The 17,725-nt window shown below is 55.3% G+C and carries 14 protein-coding genes; 12 read left to right on the top strand and 2 right to left on the bottom strand.

Annotated features, from left to right (window positions below; all coding sequences use genetic code 11):
* Both Poly51_RS31140 and serB read left to right on the top strand, forming a co-directional pair.
* Positions 1-222: hypothetical protein (locus tag Poly51_RS31140; protein WP_222435958.1), on the top strand; the 222-nt coding region annotated here is incomplete at its 5' end.
* A 10-nt stretch (positions 223-232) separates the two neighbouring features.
* Positions 233-1,483: a phosphoserine phosphatase SerB gene (gene serB, locus Poly51_RS29855; protein ID WP_146462610.1), complete on the top strand. Its 1,251-nt coding sequence runs from the start codon at positions 233-235 to the stop codon at positions 1,481-1,483.
* A 54-nt stretch (positions 1,484-1,537) separates the two neighbouring features.
* On the opposite strand, the gene Poly51_RS29850 is transcribed toward serB, so the two are convergent.
* Positions 1,538-2,491 (bottom strand): DUF808 domain-containing protein, encoded by a 954-nt coding sequence (locus Poly51_RS29850; RefSeq protein WP_146462609.1) that lies wholly within the window; start codon positions 2,489-2,491, stop codon positions 1,538-1,540.
* Between the two features lie 186 nt (positions 2,492-2,677).
* On the opposite strand from Poly51_RS29850, the gene Poly51_RS29845 reads away from it, so the two are divergent.
* A complete protein-coding gene (locus tag Poly51_RS29845) occupies positions 2,678-3,760 on the top strand; it encodes a Kelch repeat-containing protein (RefSeq protein WP_146462608.1) in 1,083 nt (360 codons plus the stop codon).
* A 45-nt stretch (positions 3,761-3,805) separates the two neighbouring features.
* Here Poly51_RS29845 and Poly51_RS29840 read toward each other — a convergent pair whose 3' ends face one another.
* Positions 3,806-7,675: a DUF4347 domain-containing protein gene (locus Poly51_RS29840; protein WP_146462607.1), complete on the bottom strand. Its 3,870-nt coding sequence runs from the start codon at positions 7,673-7,675 to the stop codon at positions 3,806-3,808.
* 298 nt (positions 7,676-7,973) lie between these two features.
* On the opposite strand from Poly51_RS29840, the gene Poly51_RS29835 reads away from it, so the two are divergent.
* From Poly51_RS29835 to Poly51_RS29795, 9 genes are all read left to right on the top strand, one after another.
* Positions 7,974-10,304, top strand: a complete 2,331-nt coding sequence (locus Poly51_RS29835) for a PAS domain-containing sensor histidine kinase (RefSeq protein WP_186775919.1) — start codon at positions 7,974-7,976, stop codon at positions 10,302-10,304.
* A gap of 174 nt (positions 10,305-10,478) precedes the next feature.
* Positions 10,479-11,963: a protein kinase domain-containing protein gene (locus tag Poly51_RS29830; RefSeq protein WP_186775918.1), complete on the top strand. Its 1,485-nt coding sequence runs from the start codon at positions 10,479-10,481 to the stop codon at positions 11,961-11,963.
* Positions 11,956-12,387 (top strand): response regulator, encoded by a 432-nt coding sequence (locus tag Poly51_RS29825; RefSeq protein WP_146462604.1) that lies wholly within the window; start codon positions 11,956-11,958, stop codon positions 12,385-12,387. Before Poly51_RS29830 ends, Poly51_RS29825 begins: the two co-directional genes overlap by 8 nt.
* A 131-nt stretch (positions 12,388-12,518) precedes the next feature.
* Positions 12,519-14,576: an ATP-binding protein gene (locus Poly51_RS29820; protein ID WP_186775917.1), complete on the top strand. Its 2,058-nt coding sequence runs from the start codon at positions 12,519-12,521 to the stop codon at positions 14,574-14,576.
* Positions 14,577-14,633: 57 nt separating this feature from the next.
* Entirely contained in the window at positions 14,634-15,629 is a 996-nt protein-coding gene (locus Poly51_RS29815; RefSeq protein WP_146462602.1) for a BtrH N-terminal domain-containing protein, read from the top strand.
* Positions 15,630-15,648: 19 nt separating this feature from the next.
* Positions 15,649-16,035, top strand: a complete 387-nt coding sequence (locus tag Poly51_RS29810; protein ID WP_146462601.1) for a VOC family protein — start codon at positions 15,649-15,651, stop codon at positions 16,033-16,035.
* 47 nt (positions 16,036-16,082) lie between these two features.
* Positions 16,083-16,571 (top strand): DinB family protein, encoded by a 489-nt coding sequence (locus Poly51_RS29805; protein ID WP_146462600.1) that lies wholly within the window; start codon positions 16,083-16,085, stop codon positions 16,569-16,571.
* A gap of 90 nt (positions 16,572-16,661) precedes the next feature.
* Positions 16,662-17,150 carry a DUF1569 domain-containing protein gene (locus Poly51_RS29800; protein WP_146462599.1) on the top strand — a complete coding sequence of 163 codons (489 nt, stop codon included), beginning with the start codon at positions 16,662-16,664 and terminating at the stop codon, positions 17,148-17,150.
* A 132-nt stretch (positions 17,151-17,282) separates the two neighbouring features.
* Positions 17,283-17,714 (top strand): DUF6653 family protein, encoded by a 432-nt coding sequence (locus Poly51_RS29795; protein WP_146462598.1) that lies wholly within the window; start codon positions 17,283-17,285, stop codon positions 17,712-17,714.
* The last annotated feature ends 11 nt before the right edge of the window (positions 17,715-17,725 follow it).

The raw sequence follows: 17,725 nt of genomic DNA, 5'->3' as shown, positions 1-17,725 counted from the left end.
GCGTTTGAAATTGCTTTTAGTCAACAATTCCAACGCGCGAACCCGCTTGCGGGTTCGATCTTCGGGGAGCTTTTCTTCGAAATTAGTCGTAATTCCTGCGGCCATGCGATTTCTGGACAGACACTAGTTAGTGGGGCGGTTTGCATTACCGCCACCTTTCACCTTGCCGCTTTTGAAGTGCCGTTCGCGAAGTGGCCTCGGAAAGATTGGATCTTTCGTTAACCTATCGGCCATGAACGTAAACCAAGAAATTCCTGCGGACGCCCAAGAGAACGATTCGCTGGTGCTGTTCCGATTCACCGGCGAAGATCGCCCCGGATTGACGGCCGTTTTGTCGCGAAATTTGGCGTCGTTCGATTGCACGATCATCGACGTCAACCAAGCCGTGATCCACCGATCGCTGTTGCTAGGCGTTTTGGTCAGGATCCCGGACGGATGCGATCACGAGGCGGTGATCGACGCGATGCGGACGTGTGCCGACGCATTGGAATTGCGATGCAAGGCGCGAGCGATCGGGTCGGATGACTACGATGCTTGGGTTGAACGCCAAGGAAAATCGCGTTTCATTCTGACGCTTTTATCGCGGGCCGTTACGGCGAAACAGTTTTCGGCCGTCACCAAAATGTTAGCTGACCAGGGCTTGAACATCGACGTCATCACTCGATTGTCCGGTCGCCCGCCCCGAGTCGCCAACAGCGAACTGACGCGAGCGTGTGTCGAGTTCTCGTTGCGAGGCGAGCCGCTGGACAGTCGCGAATTGAAGGCCAGCCTTTTGTCATTGTCCAGCGAGTTGAATCTCGACCTTGCATGGCAGCGTGACGACGCATTCCGGCGCAGTCGCCGCGTCGTTGCACTGGATATGGATTCGACGCTGTTGCAGGCTGAAGTGATTGACGAATTGGCGAAAGAAGCGGGCGTTGGCGACGAAGTGATCGCGATCACCGAAGCAGCCATGCGGGGCGAGATCGACTTTGACGAATCGTTGCGGCAGCGCGTCTCGAAACTGAAGGGATTGTCGGAAACTGTCCTGCCGAAAATCGCCGAGCGACTTGAGCTGACCGAAGGTGCCGAACGATTGCTCACCACATTGCATCGGTTCGGATATCGCACGGCGATTTTGTCGGGAGGCTTTACGTACTTCGGTAACTATCTGCAAAAAAGATTGGCAATCGATCACGTTTACGCCAACAAGTTGGAAATCATCGACGGAATGCTGACCGGCAACGTCGTCGGACCGATCGTCAACGCTCAGCGAAAAGCCGAACTGCTAGAGCAACTTGCCAAAGCGGAAGGCGTCGACCGCAAGCAATTGATCGCGATCGGTGATGGTGCTAACGACTTGCCGATGTTGGCGCGAGCCGGTTTGGGGATCGCATTTCATGCCAAACCCATCGTGCGTCAATCGGCTGAGCATCAAGTGTCGACGATGGGACTCGACGCGGTGCTGTATCTGTTGGGGGTTCGTGACCGCGACTTGGCGTGACGTCAGGCTTGCACGCCAACAAGCAAATTGCGGGCGTTTCAGTGTGCGGGCGTTTCAGTGTTCGGGCGTTTTCCGTTTGCCGAGTGCCATTTTAACGAAGTGCACGATTGCCAGAACGATCGCACCAATCAGAACGCCAAACAAGGCGTTGGCGACCATCGACGAAAGCGAACCAAGAACATTGCCCAGCGGCTCGATCGCTTCGAGACGATGCTGCATGCTTTCGATCAGATGATGCACGGGTCCGATTCCGTGTGACAGTAACCCGCCGCCCACTAAGAACATTGCGATCGTTCCGGCGATCGACAGAAACTTCATAAGATACGGTGCACCGATCAAAATCGTCTCACCGACGCGGCGTCGCAGGGAACGCCCGGCACCTTCTGGACTGGTGCGAATCAAATACTCGCCCAGGTCGTCCAGCTTGACGATCCCGCCGACCAACCCGTAAACGCCGACGGTCATCAGCAGGCTGATCGCCACCAAGACAAACAGGCGTGTCAGAAACGGCTCGGTCGCAACCGTGCCCAGCGTGATCACAACAATCTCGGCCGACAAAATGAAGTCGGTGCGAATCGCGCCCGATACTTTATCGCGTTCCATTGCAACGATATCGACAGCCGGATTGGCGATCGCGGCCTCATGGGCCTTTCGATGTTCTTGGTCTTCCTTGGGGTGTAAGAACTTATGAGCCAGCTTCTCGCATCCCTCGAAACAAAGAAACGCGCCCCCGGCAATCAATAGGGGACCGATCGACCACGGTGCGATCGCGCTAAGCACCAGTGCCGAGGGAACCAAAATGACCTTGTTATAGAAGGAACCTTTCGCGACCGCCCAAACGACCGGCAGTTCGCGGTTCGCCTTGACGCCCGATACTTGCTGGGCGTTCAGCGCCAAGTCGTCGCCCAGGACTCCGGCGGTCTTGTGCGCGGCTACCTTCGTCAACGCGGCAACGTCGTCCAAGATGGTGGTGATGTCGTCGAGCAACATCAACAATCCGCTGGCCATAGAGGATCTCTTCTTAAAAATGCAAAAATTGAAACCGCTTGATTCAGGCACAACTTATCATGCTGGCGTCGATCCGTGCGAGACACATGATCGTGGATCATGACGTTGTGTTAGATTCGCCGCCGCACGCCGCACGCCGCATGGCTGCGTCGACCCAGTCCCGCCTTTTGTACACAAGACTTCCAGATGCACTCGAATCGTTTTTTCAGTTTGCTTTTCCTCGGAATCGCGTCCGTTGCCCATGCACAGCCAGTTCCGGAATTGGTGGTGGACGTCCAAACGGCTCCGAACGTCGCCCAATCAAGTTGGGGCATGATCGAAACCATTGGTCAGCCTACCGCGCGTCACGAAGCCGCCTTGGTTGCGCACCAGGGTCTGGTCTATTTGATGGGCGGTCGCCGGATCAATCCTGTCGAAGTTTTTGATCCGGTAACAAGAACGTGGGCGGCTAAGGGCGAGTCGCCGATGGAACTGCATCATTTTCAATCGGTATCCTTGGGCGATTCGATCTATATGGTCGGTGCGATGAACGGTCGCTATCCCACTGAGTCGCCACTAGAAAAAGTCGTTGTCTATCATCCGGCAACGGATACGTTTGAGTTCGTTCATCACATCCCCGAAACACGACGTCGCGGCGGCGCGGGTGCAGCTGTCTACGACGGGAAAATCTATATCGTCGGTGGGATCACGAACGGGCACCAAGACGGATATGTGCCTTGGTTTGATCGCTACGATCCCACGACCGGCGATTGGGACATGATGCCGGACGCACCCCATGCACGCGATCACTTTCAAGCCGTTGTGGTCGGACATTACTTATATGCACTGGCGGGACGAACGACGTCGCAGCGAACCAATCACACGTTCGACTTGACCGTTCCCGAAGTCGACGTTTTCGATTTTACGACGGGTGCCTGGTTGCCGTCGGGAACTGTCGAAAATCTACCCACGCCGCGAGCAGGAAATATGGCCGCCGTCATCGATGGCAAGATCATCATTGGTGGCGGCGAGAGTGGATCATTGAAGGTGGCTCATGAAGACGTCGAGAGCCTGGACCCGGTGACCGGAAAGTGGTCGCGTTGGCCATCGTTGGCGCGAGGTCGTCATGGCAGCGGATTCGCCGTGATCGATGAGGTGATATATACCGCTGCCGGCAGTGGCGGTCGCGGCGGAGCCCCCGAATTGTCTTCGACTGAATCGTTAAAGCTCGATTCCATCATGGTCGACGACTCGACGGGCGAAACGCCGCGTGATTCGCGCGAACGCTAGCCCGTCTCGTCGACGATACTTGATTGCCACATTACCTGTTTGCAGCTACGCCAAGAATTGGAAGTAGCCGTTGGTGTGCAGGACTTCGCTGAGAAGGAATCCGGGTTGGATCCCGACCCCCGGCAACCAGGTCCCGGTCGAGAATGTCGACGCCGCTTCCGTTTCATACGAGAGTGCGCCGATTTCGATGCGATCGATCTTCACGTTGTAGTCGATACCGTTTGCCGGGTCGTACGTGTCGTTAACGAAGTTGATCCGTACGTCTGAGGCGGCAACGGGTTGTGGGCTTTCGTAGGAAAGTTCGATGAAGTTGCGAGACGAGTAGTCGCCCAAGCTGCCACCACTTAGACCGATGTTGTATGTCGCAACGATTGCTCCGCCGATTTGCAGCTGGATGATTTCGTTGGTCGTTTGACCGGCCGCAAAGATGCGAATCGTTGTTGTTCCGCCGGCGGAACCGGGGTCGTTAGCGAAACCAGGCGTTCCGCCCAATTGTTCGCTGGCGACCCAATTGGTCGCAACGTTGTTGTCGGAATTGGGGTTAACCAACGCCAACGAGCTGCCGCCGCCGTCAGGCTCCGTCGCCCACGGCGCGGCGTCATCATAGGCAACTTGATCGACCACACTTCCGTTGACGTCCAACAGTGTGATCGTTTCACCGCCGCCGGAGAGTCCGCCCGAATACTGGCTGCCGACGAAAATATTACCGCCGTATTGCGACTTGAATTGAATCGCATTGTCGGTGAAGACCACATACTGGTCAGCCAACAGGACGGTGCCGTACCCGATCGTCAAGTCGATTCCGTCGATCGTCCAACCGGACAGATCGATCGATTCGTTGGAGTTGTTGTAGAGTTCAATGAACTCAGCCTGGCCGTCCAGCGGGTTGTAATGCAGTTCGTTGATGACAACGTTAGCAGTGCCCGACGCAGTTCCCGGCATGCGGGTTTCGGCCGCAAAATCAGCGCGTCGGATGTCGATGGAGTTTTGCCAGTCGTCGACCCAAAACTGATTGGTGGAGATGTTGGATCGTCCCCACTTCGCGAACTCGTCGGCGCCGTTGAGTGCGCCGATCTGTTCAATCACTTCGGCGCGTCGCTGGATCAGTTGATCATTGCCCAAGTATTTGTCGACCAGAGTTTGGATTCGGCGCCAATACATGTCGCGGAACTCTGGGACTTCCCACATCGAATCCAGCAGTTCGTGACGGATCGGCTCGGGCGTCGTGAACGTTCCCGGTGTTTCGTCATCGGTCAGTCGCCAAGTTCGGTCGACATCCCATTCGATGATCGACCAAACGTTGGTTTCGGGATCCAACGCCATGTAGAAGTTCTGGACCCTTTGGTCGTCATGCCGCATGAGCGCCGACAACGCCATGTGGTTGACCGTTTCTGCGACATCCACGTTTTCATACAGCCAGGCCGTTTTTGACGCCGATGGTGGCGAGGTCAAAACCTGGTTGATCGCGTTGATTGACGAGTAGTCGCCGTCGTCTGGATTCTTCTTGTCAAACTTTGCGGTGGAACCGAATCCACCTTCTTCCGCCTTGAACAGTTCGTTGTCGTCGATTCCAGTCGCCTTGCGATAAGCGCCGTCGTACAGCTCTTGGAAACGGAAAAGCCCGTGGAAGTCACCGTTCATGTGGACGCGGGTGAAGAAAGAACTTACGAACGAGTCGGTTTCAGCGTTGAACACGTCCCAAGAAAGCTCGGGAGTCAGCACCGTCCAGTCACCAAAGTCTGCGTTGATTCCGAATTCATCGATCGGGTAACTGCCTTCGGGACCGATGTCGATCGCGTAGCCGGATGGCAATTCAAACTTCATGCTTTGTTTGGGGAAGTTCGCTCGCGCGTGATCGCCGCCACGGACGCGAATGGTCGCGTTTTCAAACACTTCGCCGTTGTACGCGACAACCGCACCGATTGTCGTATTGGTCAACCGAAGATCGGTTGTTGTCAGCTCTTGGAACTCAGCTTCATCTACAAAGAATTGGAACAGCGGCAGCGTGTTACCGGGAACATTGGGACTGACCACGACGCCCAAGTAGTTGATCGTGTCGCCTTCGAATGGCGCCGTGGCGACATCGGAATCGATGCGATAGCGAACCAACGTGCCAGCTTCCTGGCCGGGTACGACTGCTTGCCAGACATCGCCGCCGATGTTGGTCATCGAAACAGTCTGGTCGGCGCCGAACATTACCTTGTAGGTCAGCGTGGCAAACGCCGCGTCGGCAATGGTTGCCGAAACCGTGAAGGCTTGGTTGGCAACCGGAACGCCCGGCGTGATCGTGATGCCAGTGACATCGCTCGGTGCCGATTCTGCGTAAATCGAGTTTTGACCACCCGGTGTTGGCGAGGTCGTTGAGGTGCCCCAGCTTGCGGCAAGTGAGTTGTCGAACGTCGGGTTGATCAACTCAAGTGATGGTCCGTTTCCGTCGGGGCCGCCCGGCCAAGGACTGGCATCGTCGTACGAAACTTCATCGATGATCGTCACGCCGTCGGCGGCGATCAGTTGGATGGTCTCGCCTCCGCCCGATAGTCCGCCGGCGGCAAACTCGGCGATCGGCGTCACGCCCCATTGCGATTGAGCGATGGACGCGGACGGCGCAACAATGGCGTATTGCCCGGCGGCCAGTGTCGTGCCGCTGGCAAAGACGAGATCGAATCCGGCGAAAGACGCACCCGAAAGGTCATAGTCAGCGGTGCCGGGGTTATACAATTCCAAGAACTCGGCATCGGGATCGACGACGCCGTCGGGGCCCGGGTTGTAGTGAATCTCGTTGATGATCGCGAACGCTCCATCGGGCGGATCGACTGGATCGATCGGATCAACGGGCTCCCCTTGGCCGGCGTATTGGAAGTAACCGTTGCCGTGCAGCGTTTCTTTTTGACGGAATCCGGGAACGATGCCGTCCGCTGCCAACCATGTACCGGTCGAGTACACTTCGGGGGCTTCGGTTTCGTAAGTCACTCCGTCGACGGTGATATTGTCGACGCGCAAGTTGCGATCAATTCCGTTGGCCGGATCGTATAGGTCGTTGGTAAATGCAACGCGAATTCGGTCGGCATCAATGCCGTTTGCGTTGTAGGTGAACGATTGGTATTCACGAGCGGCGATGTTGCCACCCACGTTGTTGTAGGTCGCGACCGTTGCACCATCGATCTGAAGCAACATCGTTTCTTCGCCTCGTGCGCCCGCGGCGCGGATCGTGATTGGAAGCGTGGACTGGTAAGCATTCAGCGTGGTGCTATGAAACGCCAATGATGACTCGATGGCGCCGACGTGTTGTTCCAAGTCCCAGTCGGCGCCGCGCAGTCGGCTACCGGTCGTGTTCGTTGACGCTGCGACATCGCCGCCGGTAAGTTCCGCGATCCGCTGGATGAATTGCTGCCCGCGCGAACCCGCAGCGGTTTCGCACCCGTAGATCAAAATATCGGCGTCGACGGTCAGGGCTCGTGTCCATCCAACAATCAAGTTGCTCATTCGGTCCAACGTTGAGCGGTCGACAAGTTCGTTGCCGAGTTGGATCTGGCCCGACTCGCCATGGGCAAGAATGTGGAGACTGGCCACGCCGCGTCGCGTTGCAAGCACTTCGCTGATCTGTTCGATGCCGCTGCGGTTCGCGTCCAACAAAACCAGTTCGTGATTGTCTGCGACACCGCCAGCCAATTGTTCGATGTTGTCGACACTTGCATCGATGAAAACCAGATGCGACGCCTGTGCCGCTGCGACCACCGATGGTGGTGCGACTTGCACCGTCGCACACTCGCTGACCTGAGACATGGCAACGCCGCAATCTCCGGCAAGCATGATTCGCTGCTCTAGCTGTGTAAGATCCCAACGCAGGCTGCGTCGTTTCCGATTGCTCGACGTGCTTTTTTCTCGATTCGACCTGGCAAACGGTACTCGATTCATCTTCGGCTCCAATCAATGTTGCTGGGATATAGGGTTTACTAACCCGCGGGGACCCCCCATGCTACGGCATCGGTTTACCCCGTGCAATCTTCTTAAACAGCGATGTTTCTTGGCTTTTCGACGTCGAATCACAAGTAAATCGACTGGTTGCTTGGATTCGCAGCCGAGCGGGCTTAGATTGAAACGGTTGATCGGATTGCTTTGAAAGCGGGCGATGCCACACTTAGAGTCGCTTGTTCGACCCGGCCGGGACTGGAGTTCGTCGGGGATGTGCGAAGAAATTTGGAGAGGCCGCCAATTGAATCGCCATGACGTGAATGTCAATTTTCTCGTAATCGCCGGCGTTGCGTCGATGTTGTTGTTTGCATCGGATTGCATCCTCAACAGCGAATTCGTTTTCTCAGTGCTGTACTTCTTACCCGTGCTGTTGGCGGCATGGTCGTACTCACGCAACGGAGTCCTTGTGATCGCGGGGATCTGTACTGCGTTGACAGGCATGGCGTGGGCTCTCGCCAGCCGCGGCGGAATCGACCAGTCGTCGCATGCGTACCACGTTCTTTCGATCGTGGCGGTTTGGTGTACGGCGTTGTTCAGCAGCCAAGTTCCGCGACTCCAGCATCGCAAGGGCGATCTTCAGAATCAGCTTAGCGCCGCAAGTGGTGACCTTGAGGCCAGCGAAGAAAAGATGCGACTGATCGCGGCATCTGCGTTGGATGCGGTGATCACGGTAAACGAACAGGGCTCGGTAACGGGATGGAATCATCAAGCCGAAGTCATCTTCGGTCGGTCAGCCGAGGACGTTTCGGGCCAACAGCTCGCGGACCTGATCATTCCCGAGTCGCTTCGCGGCGCGCACCACGACGGCTTGTCGCACTTTTTAAAGACCGGTCATGGGCCGATGCTGAACCAACGAATGGAAACGACCGCTCAGCGAGTTGACGGGTCGGTTTTTCCGGTTGAGTTATCGATCGTTGCCTTGGAACTTCGCAGCGGCTACGAGTTCTGTGCATTCGTGCGAGACATCTCGGTACAGAAAGCCACACTGGCAGAACTTCAAGATCGCGAACTCCACAACCGCGTGCTATTGAACTCAACGGCCGAGGGCATCTACGGTTTGGACATGCAAGGGAATTGCACCTTCGCCAACCCGGCGTCTGCGGCGTTGTTGGGATACGGCGATCCCGAGCAGTTTTTGGGGCGGAATATGCACGAATTGATTCACCATACGTGTGCCGATGGCAAAGCCAATCCTCAGGAATCTTGTCGGATCTACCAAGCGTTCCGAATGCACGAGGGCGTTCATGTGGATGACGAAGTCTTTTGGCGCAAAGACGGTTCGTCGTTCCCGGTTGAGTATTGGTCACACCCTGTCATTCGCGACGGCGAATTGATTGGTTCCGTTTTGACCTTCATCGACATCACCGAACGCCACGTGATGCAAACCGAGCAGTTGAAGTTGAAAGTGAAACTGCAAACGCTGGTTCGACAGCGAACAGCAGATCTCGATCAAACGCGCGAGCGATTGGAGTTAGCGTTGACAGGCGCGAACGTGGGTTTGTGGGACTGGAACCCGCAAACGTCCAAGGTGTATTACTCGCCCACCTTCAAGTCTCAACTGGGTCACCCACCCGAGGCCGACTGGGACGACTTTGCGGCCTGGGAATCCCGACTGCACCCCGCCGACCACGCCAGTGCCATTGCCTGCGTCGAATCGTACTTCGCACGGACGACGCAAGCCTACAAGTCGATCTTTCGAATGCGGTGCTTGAGCGGTTCGTACCGATGGATCTTGGCTCAAGGAACGGCAAACTTTGGCGCCGACGGAAAACCAATTCGCATGACGGGTGTACATGTCGACATCACCGACCAAGTTGCCGCCGAGCAAGAATTGAAACGAGTCAATGAAGCGCTGGCGATCGCGAACGAGGCGCTGCAAGAGAGCAATGAAGAGCTACAGCAGTTCGCCTACGTCGCATCCCACGACTTGCAAGCGCCGCTGCGTGCAATTTCTGGTTTCAGCCAGTTCTTGGAACGCGACTATCGAGACGCTTTGGATGAACGCGGTCATGATTACCTCGATCGAATCGTGCGAGGCGTCAAGCGGATGCAACGGCTGATCAACGACCTATTGGACTATTCACGCGTCGAGTCACGCGCCGCACCGTTTCAATCGGTCTCGTTGAACGACATTTATGAAGACGCCGTCGAACTGCTTGCAGAGTCGATCCGCGAAGCAGACGCAATTGTGACGTGCGGTGAGTTACCCAGCGTGGATGCTGACCCGGCCCAGGTTTCTCAGTTGCTGACCAACCTGATCGGTAACGCCATCAAGTACAACCGCAACCAGCCTCGCGTTCAGATCACCGCAACTCGTCAGCCCGACGAATGGGTACTCTCGATCGAGGACAACGGGATCGGGATCGATTCACAATTCTATCAGCAAATTTTCGATGTTTTTCGGCGGCTACATACGCGTGACGAGTATGCCGGCACTGGAATCGGCCTAGCGATCTGTCGTCGAATCACAAAGCGCCACGGCTGGAAGCTCCATGTCACGTCGGAAATCGACAAGGGCAGCAAGTTTTGTGTCACTATTCCGGATTCCCCTTCCGTTCCGAATAGAAACTAAGGATAGAATAGACGGCATACAAAGCTCCTAAGGTGTCCCGATTAGGCACAGGGACTGCTTTCGGAGAAGTGGGTCGCTCGAATGGGTGGGCGTGGGCAGCCCCTGCTAGCTGGATTACGATATTCGAGTGTTGATCATCAAAAAGTGGGGCCTTGGTTAGGGTTGTTTGACATCGTGACAGATTCTTTGGGATCCATCGAAGCGCCCACACGTTTGATTTCGATGAACATTTTGGATCGGTTACGTCTGAGCCAAAAGTTCACCGAAGCGCAGCTAGAGATCGTTCGGAAGGAACTCGAGCATTACTATTTCGACGACGATGCAATCGCCGTCAAGAATGCCCGCATCGGCATGGACGTCGGCAAGTACGTGCTCGAATCGGTGTTAGGCGAAGGGGGTGCCGGGCAAGTCTTTCGAGCTCGTTCAAAACATGATGAAAACGATCACGTCGCGTTGAAACTGATCAAGCACGCACGCGCGACCGATCGGTTTCGCCGCGAGATGGAATTGGTGCTTCGTCTCGCTCATCCCAACGTGGTGATCGCCTACAGCACCGGCGAATATCAGGACAAGCTCTACATCGCGATGGAGGAGTTGTCGGGGCCAGACCTTCATACACAGGTCGCCAATTCCGGACCGATCACCTGGCAAGATTCTTTGCAATTCATTTTGGACGCGGCGGCAGGATTGGAACACGCCCACCAACGCGATCTGATTCACCGCGACGTCAAGCCGGGCAATTTGATTCTCGATTCAGGCCGAGTCAAAGTGTCGGATCTTGGGCTCGCGATTTTGACCGAGAATGGCGAGAACGGCAAAGCAGATACGATTGGTGGTTTTCATACGCAAACCGGATTCTTGGGAGGCACTCCCGAATTCATGGCGCCCGAACAGGCCAGGTCGCTGGCATCCGCCACGGTTCAATCGGACATCTACGGCCTCGGTGCAACGTGGTACTACTTGCTTACCGGAAAATCACGGGTCAGCGGTAAGTCGTTGCAAGAGATGGTCGTGAACCTGATCCGGGGCATCGATTTGAAAGGGCTGAGCGATACGATCGCTCCAGCGGAAGTGCGTAAGATTTTCGACAAGATGGTTTCGTTTCGACCCGAGCACCGATATCGATCGATGTCCGAAGTCATCGTTGCGTTGAAGAGTGTGGTGGTGCCGGATCCGAACTCTATGCAATCCGAGTTGCCTCTTCGCAATTGCATCGAAGTTCTGATCGTCGAAGACGACCAGGAAGACATGATTCTTACCGTCGAAATGTTGCAGCGCGGTAACAATGCGGTAAACGTCGTGCCCGCGCACACTTTGCGCGAAGCCATCGACGTTGTAAACAACAAGACGCACATCGATCTGATTCTGCTGGACTTACAGCTTCCCGATTGCATGGGGGTGGATACCGTCAAACGACTTCGTGAATCAAAGCCGGATGCACCCGTGATCGTGTTGACGGGACAGAACGACGTTACCGTGGGCAAGGCATGCATCGAAGCTGGGGCTGACGACTTTGCCTGTAAAAACGATTTGACACCTCATTTGCTCGAACGAATCATTTTTGTCACGCTCAGTAGGTATTCGCGACGGAACAACCCATTTTACAAGTCAGTTTCCCCTTCCCCCGGTACACCTTCGCCGTTTCTGTCACATGATTGAATTACCACATGTTTTGCTAGTCGACGATAGTTCGGACGACACGGAATTAACGTGTCAAGGATTCAAGCGCTCGAACCACAACGTCACGATATCGCACGTCGAGAACGGCCGACTTTGTCTCGAGTACCTTCGGAAAACGGGTGACTACCAAGGTGCGTCGACGCCGGACTTGATCCTGTTGGATCTAAACATGCCAGTGATGGACGGTCGCGAAGTATTGCTCGCCCTTAGCAAAGACCCTCAACTGAAAAGGTTGCCAGTTGTTGTTTTGACAACGTCCGATGCCGACACGGACGTTCTTTTTTCTTATCAAATGGGATGCAACAGTTTCATTGTAAAACCGGTCGACTTTGACGATTTGCTAAAAACGGTCAACAGCATCTGCACTTATTGGTTCGAGACTTCGTCGCTGCCGCCCAAATAGTTGCTAAATCGCTGTGGTAGTGGCCTCGGGGGCGGCGGATGGGGGCGGCGGATGCAAGTGCCGTATCGAATCGCTGGGCGTCAGGACGAGGTTGGCCCACAAGACAATTGACGTCAAAACGTCGACCCAAAATGGCTAAGCTACGGCAGGCTTCCAACGACCCAGGACGCAACCACTTGCCCAACGAATTGACTGACAGACGTTTCAAGCCGATGCCTCTTGTGGGCGGTTTGCTGTTCGCGATAGCGATCTTGATCGTCGTTTGGCAACTCGATCGAGCCGCATTGTCGATCTATCAGTCGCAAGTTCGCGAGAATGTTGCTAGGGAACTGGCGGCCGTTCGTGGCGCGGCTGAAATCACCATCAATCGTCGCATCCACCTGATTCTTGGACTGAAGGCGCACGTTTCGATCAATCCCGATATGACGGAACAGGAGTTTGCGGATCTATCGGCGAACCTGATGTCGGAAGCGGTCGGGATTCAGAGCGTAACGTCCATCAAAGACAACGTGATCAACGACGTCTATCCGCGTGCTGGGAACGAGGATGCGATCGGCATGGACTTGCTCGGTCACCCCGATCAACGCTCGGCTGCGGAGTTCGCGATCGAAACCGGGCAACCATGGCTCGCCGGTCCGATCACGTTGGTGCAAGGTGGGGAAGCGTTTATCCACCGGTCGCCCGTCCATGTCACGCCGCCCGGCGGGAAGCCGGGCAGTGGAAAGTACTGGGGGATGGTGTCCATCGTCATCGACAAAGAGGCTCTTGTTTCGGAGGTATTGGCACAAGTCCCCAGCGAAATTTCGATCGCAATGCGCAGCCGCACGGAGACTGGAAAACTGGGAGAGCTCTTTCTTGGCGATGCTTCCATCGAGCACGCAGATCCGATCGTCACGTCGGTTTCACTGCCGACGGGACGTTGGCAACTCTATGGTGTCCCCAAAAATGGTTGGCCACATACGGCGCCCCATTCCACGCTTCGTCGTTGTTTGGGATTGATATCGGCCGCAATCATTGGATGTCTTGTCTATTTGGTGTTGCACTCCAACGGACGCTACCGTGAATCGACACGATCGTTGGAGATCGCAAGCCGTGAGGCTCAAGCGGCCGAGAAACGATTGCGCATGACAATCGCGGCTTCTCCTGGTGGCATGGTGATGTTCGACGACACTGGCGCAATCGTGATGGTCAACCATCGTATGCAAGGTATGTTCGGATACACCGAAGACGAAATGAATGGACAATCGATCCGAATGCTGTTGCCGGTAGATTTATCGGACATTCATTTAGAGGGGCTTTTGAAGATCGGTGAAAGTGCGGTGAGCCTCGAAACGAGTCAGCCTCGCGATGTCGAAGGCCGTCATAAAGATGGTCACCCCATTTCGCTGCAAGTCGCACTTAATCCCGTTCACTTTGAAAGTGGCCAGTGCATCCTGGCGTCCGTTGTGGACATGACCGAGCGAGTGCAGATCGAGAAGGATGTCAGGGAGGCCAATGTCGCGCTGCGTCGCAGCAACTACGAATTGGAACAGTTCGCCTACGTCGCTTCGCACGATCTGCAAGAACCTTTGCGAAAGGTTTCTTCCTTTTGCCAAATTCTCGAACAGGACTACGGAGACAAGCTAGAAGGCGACGGGAAGAAATATATGAGCTACATCGTTGACGGCGCAGAACGGATGCGAGGTCTGATCAAGGACCTGTTGACGTTCTCTCGCATCCAATACCAGCCCGATGAGGCTCAAGAATTTGACGCGAACACGGCTTTGGAAAATGCGTTGTATAGTCTGCAGGGTTCGATCGACGAGGCCGGCGCGGTTGTTACGCATGACGACTTACCCACGATTCATGCCAACGACCGACAATTCACGCAACTGTTGCAGAATCTGATCGGCAACGGCATCAAGTATCGCGGCGTCGCGGCTCCCAAAATTCACGTCGGCGTCGGTGACATCGACGACCGTTGGATGTTCTCGGTGGCCGACAACGGAATTGGTATCGCACCTGAGTTCCACGATCGCGTGTTCGGTATATTCAAACGACTGCATGGTCGCGACGAGTATTCGGGGACCGGCATCGGGTTGGCGATTTGCAAACGGATCGTCGAACAACTTGGTGGGGACATCTGGATCGAATCCGATGGACGTCATGGATCTACCTTCTGGTTTACGTTACCGAAGACCACGTCATGAAGCTCGCATCATCCCGATGAAATCGAAACCGTTAAGCGGCGAGCAGGGGCACGACGAATGAAGCTGAAAGACTTCGACGGATTCGTTGGCCAGCATTGCGAAACGACGGCAACGGGTGCTTTGTTGCGGCATCTGGGTATCGAGCTTTCCGAACCCATGTTGTTCGGGCTTGGTCAAGGACTTGGGTTCGTTTACTGGAACATGAAGTCAATGGATTTCCCGTTCATTGGCGGCCGGATCAAGCCGGATGCGCTGACGGATAATCTTTGTCGCAACTTGAACCTCGAACTCGACGTATCGCAGACGACGTCCGCCAAAAAGGCTTGGGCGCATGTCTCAGGGCCGATTGAGTCTGGGATTCCAGTTGGATTGAAACTTGACTGTTTTCATCTCGATTACTTCGCAACGAAAGTCCACTTCGCGGGGCACTACGTCGCGATGTACGGATTCGACGAAGAGTTTGCGTACCTGATCGACACCCAACAGCAAGGCATGCGCGTACAAACGTCGCTTGAGAGTCTTGCGAGCGCTCGCAGCGAAAAGGGGCCGATGTCGTCGCGGAATTTGTCGTTCACGATCTCGCGTCGCGGCAACGTTCCCGAGCTTTCGGGCATCGTTGCTCGCGCGATCGAAAACAACGCGATCGACTATCTTAGCCCGCCAATCACAAACCTCACCTACAAGGGCATTGCGAAAGCAAGTCGCGAAATCAAGAAGTGGTTCCACACGAGCAAGGACGTCAAACGAGATTTCCAAACCACGGCGATGTTGATGGAGCGCGCGGGTACTGGCGGAGCGTTGTTTCGCAACCTCTATCGCGACTTCCTACGCGAGGCCTCCGAGCTGACGTCGAATGCCGTTTTTGAGAGAGCGTCCATCACGTTCGAGGACATCGCGAGGCGTTGGACCCGAGTCGCCCAATGCTTCCATGACGCTGGCGAAACTTCTGACTTTGCATCGATCGAAGCGGCGTCGGAGTTATTGGTCGAAATCTCGTCACTGGAAAAGGCGGCAATGGCGGCTCTGCAACGTGCGGCGTCATGTGAAAACTAATTTGCGAATTGTGCCAGATATGAAACCACAACCGTTGATTGCTGTTGTCGACGTACCGATTAGCAGTCGCTGGTACCAAACCGTCCTCGGTTTCGAGAGCGGACACGGTGGCTCGGACTATGAACGTCTTCGATCCGGCGGCGAACTGGTCATGCAGTTGCATCGCTGCGACGCTCACGATCATCCGCATCTTGGCGGCGCAGCGACAAACGTATGCAGAAATGGTGTGGTGCTATGGTTCGAAACAGATGACGTCGGTGCCGCTTACGCACGCGCCCAGTCCCATGGCGTCGAAATGCTGGAAACACTGAATGTCAACGTGAACGCGAATCATCGCGAGTTTTGGATGCGCGACCCTGATGGGTACGTTGTGGTCGTGGCTGGCGCATACGGTGACGTTGGTTAGACTGCGGCGAGTGAACTTGAAATACCATCTGCGAAGGAACAAGAGTGATGACGATTGCAGAAATGATACTGCCAGAATTCGACGCCGAAATGGCGTCCACGCGAGTGATACTGGCATTGGTTCCGAAACAAAAGTTTGACTGGAAGGCTGCCGAGTCACTGCACACGATCGGATGGAATGCCAACCACCTCGCCGAGATCGTCGGTTGGACTCTAGCGATCATCGAAGAAGACGAGTTCGATATAGCGCCGGTCGATGGCCCCAAACACGACGTACCATCGATCGACGATCCGTCCGAAATTCTTGCAAATTTTGACGAGGCTGTGCTAGCCGCGCGTGCTTCGATTGAGTCTGCGACCGACCAACGACTGGCGGAAGAGTGGTCGATGAAGATGGGAGGGCAAATCCTGTTCACGATGACCAAGGGATCTTGTCTTCGAACGTGGGTGCTGAATCACTCGGTGCACCATCGCGGAATTTTGTCCGTCTACCTAAGAATGTGTGGTGTCAAAATGACACCCGTATACGACGGTTGATTGCGGTGATCCGGGTATCCACGTTTAGGCGTCTCCCATGCCTCCGTCGTTGACCGCTCACACACTTCGTCCTCGCTCGAAGATCAAATCATGGCCTCAACTCAAAAGCGTTCGCTCGATTTTCACTCGGGCGATGAAGTGATCGCTGAGATTCAGCATTTGCGGTCAGTCGGATACACCAAAACGAAGAACTGGAATCTGACTCAGATTTGCGAGCACCTTACTGCCACGACGGTTGGTGGGATGGACGGGTTCGGCTTTCGCATGCCGTGGATCCTGAGAGCGACGATCATCAAATGGATCTTCCATCGCATGCTTCGAACACGCAAGATGTCGAGCGGTCCAACGATGGACCGGTTGAAACCCAAGACTGAAAGTGGTCCCGACGACGACGCAATCATTGACCAGTTCATTGCTGCGATCGAGCGAGCGAAGGCGTTCGAAGGACCAATCGAAAAATACCCTTTTTTAAACGAAATCAAAGTGCACGACTGGCAGCAATTCATGTGGATGCACGCGGGGCATCACTTGGGTTTCTTGTTACCAGGCGATCATGTCGAAGACGAAATTTCCACGTGAGCCGTTTGAAAAGGCACTTGGGTGGATCGCACCCCATTGGTCGAACAAAGTTTTTAAGACGTCGCTCGTCGATTACCAAGCATACGGGCGAGGACGCACAGTGACGGAAGAACAATTGTTAGGTGTGCCTTTATGAACAAAATGGGCCGTGCGATTGAGCGAATGATGTGCATGGATGACGCGGCCTGGCAACGGCATGCCAATCCATGGAGCGGATGGACTCGCGTGGCCACCGCGCCGTTGATCGGATTGGCCGTTTGGAGTCGCGTTTGGTTCGGTTGGTGGTCGTTGATCCCGACGATGGTTGTATTCGCGTGGATCTGGATCAATCCAAGAGCCTTCCCGCGTCCGAAATCTGTTGACAATTGGATGTCACGCGGTGTCCTGGGCGAGCGGATTTGGCTGGCTGGCGAGCCCGGAACGATCGCGGATCACCACCGCCGCGTCAGGGTGTCGTCTCGCCAGGGCGCGAGTTTACGCGGCCAATTGATGGTTCGTGGTAGCTTTGGGTGCGTAAGGTCGTATCGACGCCTCATTAGCCTTCAAGACCGCGCCATAGGTTGACTCCCACGTTC

It is taken from the genome of Rubripirellula tenax, from assembly GCF_007860125.1.
Lineage (GTDB): Bacteria > Planctomycetota > Planctomycetia > Pirellulales > Pirellulaceae > Rubripirellula > Rubripirellula tenax.
Note: the sequence above shows the minus strand (reverse complement) of the source record. Positions and strands in the feature narration are given on the sequence as shown.

What these genes read in the sequence shown, in the direction of transcription:
- serB (WP_146462610.1), top strand. Translation starts at nt 233, where the DNA reads ATGAACGTAAACCAAGAAATTCCTGCGGACGCCCAAGAGAACGATTCG.
- Poly51_RS29850 (WP_146462609.1), bottom strand. Translation starts at nt 2,491, where the DNA reads ATGGCCAGCGGATTGTTGATGTTGCTCGACGACATCACCACCATCTTG.
- Poly51_RS29845 (WP_146462608.1), top strand. Translation starts at nt 2,678, where the DNA reads ATGCACTCGAATCGTTTTTTCAGTTTGCTTTTCCTCGGAATCGCGTCC.
- Poly51_RS29840 (WP_146462607.1), bottom strand. Translation starts at nt 7,675, where the DNA reads ATGAATCGAGTACCGTTTGCCAGGTCGAATCGAGAAAAAAGCACGTCG.
- Poly51_RS29825 (WP_146462604.1), top strand. Translation starts at nt 11,956, where the DNA reads ATGATTGAATTACCACATGTTTTGCTAGTCGACGATAGTTCGGACGAC.
- Poly51_RS29820 (WP_186775917.1), top strand. Translation starts at nt 12,519, where the DNA reads ATGGCTAAGCTACGGCAGGCTTCCAACGACCCAGGACGCAACCACTTG.
- Poly51_RS29815 (WP_146462602.1), top strand. Translation starts at nt 14,634, where the DNA reads ATGAAGCTGAAAGACTTCGACGGATTCGTTGGCCAGCATTGCGAAACG.
- Poly51_RS29810 (WP_146462601.1), top strand. Translation starts at nt 15,649, where the DNA reads ATGAAACCACAACCGTTGATTGCTGTTGTCGACGTACCGATTAGCAGT.
- Poly51_RS29805 (WP_146462600.1), top strand. Translation starts at nt 16,083, where the DNA reads ATGACGATTGCAGAAATGATACTGCCAGAATTCGACGCCGAAATGGCG.
- Poly51_RS29800 (WP_146462599.1), top strand. Translation starts at nt 16,662, where the DNA reads ATGGCCTCAACTCAAAAGCGTTCGCTCGATTTTCACTCGGGCGATGAA.
- Poly51_RS29795 (WP_146462598.1), top strand. Translation starts at nt 17,283, where the DNA reads ATGAACAAAATGGGCCGTGCGATTGAGCGAATGATGTGCATGGATGAC.